Annotated in this window: 3 protein-coding genes; all 3 read right to left on the bottom strand. The window is 70.3% G+C overall.

Features of this window, described 5'->3' with window-relative positions; all coding sequences use genetic code 11:
* Positions 1–191: 191 nt before the first annotated feature.
* The 3 genes from serA to ilvN all read right to left on the bottom strand — a co-directional run bounded on the left by serA (position 192) and on the right by ilvN (position 3,657).
* Entirely contained in the window at positions 192–1,781 is a 1,590-nt protein-coding gene (gene serA, locus AC07BF_RS37650; RefSeq protein ID WP_363378782.1) for a phosphoglycerate dehydrogenase, read from the bottom strand.
* A gap of 237 nt (positions 1,782–2,018) precedes the next feature.
* Positions 2,019–3,017: a ketol-acid reductoisomerase gene (gene ilvC / locus AC07BF_RS37645; protein WP_063347727.1), complete on the bottom strand. Its 999-nt coding sequence runs from the start codon at positions 3,015–3,017 to the stop codon at positions 2,019–2,021.
* 115 nt (positions 3,018–3,132) lie between these two features.
* Positions 3,133–3,657, bottom strand: coding sequence for an acetolactate synthase small subunit (ilvN, locus tag AC07BF_RS37640; protein WP_030302941.1), 525 nt, complete (start codon positions 3,655–3,657; stop codon positions 3,133–3,135).
* Between the last annotated feature and the right edge of the window lie 198 nt (positions 3,658–3,855).

The following is a 3,855-nucleotide window of genomic DNA, read 5'->3' as shown; positions in this document are numbered from 1 at the left end:
CCCCCCCCCCCCCCCCCCCCCCCCCCCCCCCCCCCCCCCCCCCCCCCCCCCCCCCCCCCCCCCCCCCCCCCCCCCCCCCCCCCCCCCCCCCCTCCTCCCCCCCCCCCCCCCCCCCCCCCCCCCCCCCCCCCCCCCCCCCCCCCCCCCCCCCCCCCCCCCCCCCCCCCCCCCCCCCCCGGGGGGCGTCGGGCTCAGGCGCCCAGGTCGACCGAGCGGGCGAAGCGGGCGCCGATCTCGGCGGCGATCGCCGACAGCACGTCCTGCGGGATCTGGCTGTCCACGGTGATGGAGGCGAGCGCGCCGCCGCCGTCGCGGGCGACCTGCATGCCGGCGATGTTGATGCCGGCGTCGCCGAGGTGGCGGCCGAGCACGCCGACCACGCCGGGGCGGTCCTCGTACTTGAAGAAGGCCATGTGGTCGGTGAGCGCGACGTCCACGTCGAAGGCGTCCACGCCGACGATCTTCTGGGTCTGCTTCGGGCCGGCCAGGGTGCCGGAGATGGCGATCTCCTCGCCGTTCGCGAGCGTGCCGCGGACGGTGATCACGTTGCGGTGCTCGGCACTCTCACTGGAGGTGGTCAGGCGGACCTCGACGCCGCGCTCCTGGGCGAACAGCGGGGCGTTGACGTAGGACACCGTCTCCGCCACCACGTCCTCGAACACGCCCTTCAGCGCGGACAGTTCGAGCACCTTCACGTCGTGCTGGGTGATCTCGCCGCGGACCTCGACGTCGAGCCGGACGGCGACCTCGCCGGCCAGCGCGGTGAAGATCCGGCCGAGCTTCTCGGCCAGCGGCAGGCCCGGGCGCACGTCCTCGGCGATCACGCCGCCCTGGACGTTGACGGCGTCCGGCACCAGTTCGCCGGCCAGCGCCAGGCGCACCGACTTGGCGACGGCGATGCCGGCCTTCTCCTGCGCCTCGTCGGTGGAGGCGCCCAGGTGCGGGGTGGCGACCACGTTGTCGAAGCCGAACAGCGGGGAGTCGGTGCACGGCTCCTTGGCGTACACGTCCAGGCCGGCGCCGGCCACCCGGCCGTCGCGCAGGGCGTTGGCAAGCGCCTCCTCGTCCACGATGCCGCCGCGGGCGGCGTTGACGATGCGCACGGTCGGCTTGACCTTGTGCAGCGCCTCGTCGCCGATCAGGCCGATGGTCTCGGGGGTCTTGGGGAGGTGGACGGTGATGAAGTCCGAGACCTCCAGCAGCTCCTCCAGGGTGACCAGCTTGACGCCCATCTGGGCGGCGCGGGCGGCCTGGATGTAGGGGTCGTACGCGACGATCTTCATGCCGAACGCGGACATCCGCTGGGCGACCAGGACGCCGATCCGGCCGAGGCCGACGACGCCGAGGGTCTTCTCGCTCAGCTCGACGCCGGTGTACTTGTTGCGCTTCCACTCGCCCTGCTTGAGCGCGGCGTTGGCCGGCGCGATGTTGCGGGCGACGGAGATCAGCAGGCCGCAGGCGAGTTCGGCGGCGGTGACGATGTTGGAGGTCGGCGCGTTCACGACCATCACGCCGGCCTTGGTGGCAGCGGCGACGTCCACGTTGTCCAGGCCGACCCCGGCCCGGGCGACCACCTTGAGCTTGCGGGCGACGGCCAGCGCCTCCGCGTCGACCTTGGTGGCGGAGCGGATCAGGATCGCGTCGACGTCGGCGATCGCGCCGAGCAGCTCGGTGCGGTCGGCGCCGTTGCAGTGGCGGATCTCGAAGTCGGGGCCGAGGGCGTCGACGGTGGCGGGCGACAGCTCTTCGGCGATCAGGACGACGGCGGTTTTGGATGTCACAGTGCTCACGACAGTGTGTCCTTAACTCTGCGGTTCTCCCCGGCACGTGGGTGGCGTGGACGGCGGGGGGAAGGTGGCATGCCGCGTAGGTAGACGCACGACGCTGTGGGCCTGACGCGCACTCGGAGTGTATCGACGGGCTGGGTACCAGGCTGCTCCCGTCCGGCGAAATCACCCGGACGAGAGCAGCCTACTTGTACAAGGAAGTTACAAAATCGGGCAGAGCCCGAGGCCGGTTCAGGCCTTGTCGTCGACCCAGCTCATCAGCGAGCGCAGCTTCTTGCCGGTGGTCTCCAGCAGGTGGTCCTCGTCGGCCTTCTTGTACTCGTTGTACTTGGGCAGACCGGCCTTGTACTCGGCGATCCAGGTGTTGGCGAAGGTGCCGTCCTGGATCTCGGCGAGGACCTTCCGCATCTCGGCCTTGGTGGCGTCGGTGATGATCCGCGGGCCGGTGACGTAGTCGCCCCACTCGGCGGTCTCGGAGACCGACCAGCGCATCTTCTCCAGGCCGCCCTCGTACATCAGGTCGACGATGAGCTTCAGCTCGTGCAGGCACTCGAAGTAGGCGATCTCCGGCTGGTAACCGGCCTCGACCAGGGTCTCGAAACCGGCCTTCACCAGGGCGGCGGTGCCACCGCAGAGGACGGCCTGCTCACCGAACAGGTCGGTCTCGGTCTCCTCGGTGAAGGTGGTCTTGATGACGCCGGCCTTGGTGGCGCCCAGGCCCTTGGCGTAGGACAGCGCCAGGTCGAAGGCCTTGCCGGAGGCGTCCTGCTCGACGGCGACGATCGCGGGGACGCCGCGGCCCTCCTCGTACTGGCGGCGGACCAGGTGGCCCGGGCCCTTCGGGGCGACCATGCAGACGTCGACGTCCGCCGGGGGCTTGATGAAGCCGAAGCGGATGTTCAGGCCGTGGCCGAAGAACAGGGCGTCGCCGGCCTTCAGGTGCGGGGCGATGTCGGCCTCGTAGACGTCGGCCTGGATCGGGTCCGGCACCAGGATCATGATGACGTCGGCCTCGGCCGCGGCCTCGGCCGGGGTGACGACGCGCAGGCCGGCCTCCTCCGCCTTGGCACGGGACTTGGACTCCGGCTTCAGGCCGACCCGGACGTCGGCGCCGGAGTCGCGCAGGGACAGCGCGTGGGCGTGGCCCTGGCTGCCGTAGCCGATGACCGCGACCTTGCGGCCCTGGATGATGGACAGGTCGGCGTCGTCTTCGTAGAACAGCTCGGCCACGGGGGCACATCTCCTTGCGTGATGGTTGCCGGGTACGCGCTCTCTACGGTAGGCGTACCGGCGGGGGTGTGGGGCGGTGCTTCAGGGTGTGAGACGGTCGGCGTCTCGGGGGTGCTCAGGCGCTGCGGTCGAGGGCGCGCAACGAGCGGTCCGTGATCGAACGGGCGCCGCGCCCGATGGCGACCAGGCCGGACTGGACCAACTCCTTGATGCCGTAAGGCTCCAGCATCCGGAGCATGGCCTCCAGCTTGTCCGAGCTTCCGGTGGCCTCGATGGTCACCGCGTCCGGGGACACGTCGACGGTCTTGGCACGGAACAGCTGGACGATCTCGACGATCTGCGACCGGGTCTCGTTGTCGGCGCGGACCTTCACCAGGACCAGTTCCCGCTGGATCGCAGCGGATTGGTCGAGTTCGACGATCTTTATCACGTTCACGAGCTTGTTGAGCTGCTTGGTGACCTGTTCCAGCGGGAGGTCCTCGACGTTGACCACGATGGTCATCCGGGACACGTCCGGATGCTCGGTCGGGCCGACGGCGAGGGAGTCGATGTTGAAGCCCCGACGGGAGAACAGGGCGGCGATGCGGGCGAGCACGCCGGGCTTGTTCTCGACCAGGACGGAGAGGGTGTGCTTGGACATGGGGTTCCTCAGGCGCTCTGGAGTTGAAGGGGGGCGTTAGTCGAGGTCGTCGCCGAAGTCGGGGCGGATGCCCTTGGCGAACTGGATCTCGTCGTTGCTGGTGCCGGCCGCGACCATCGGCCAGACCATGGCGTCCTGGTGGACGATGAAGTCGATGACGACCGGGCGGTCGTTGATCTCCATGGCCTGCTTGATGAC

Source organism: Kitasatospora sp. NPDC043950, assembly GCF_056435345.1.
The sequence above is the reverse complement of the archived record's forward strand: the minus strand, read 5'-3'. Positions and strand labels throughout refer to the sequence as shown.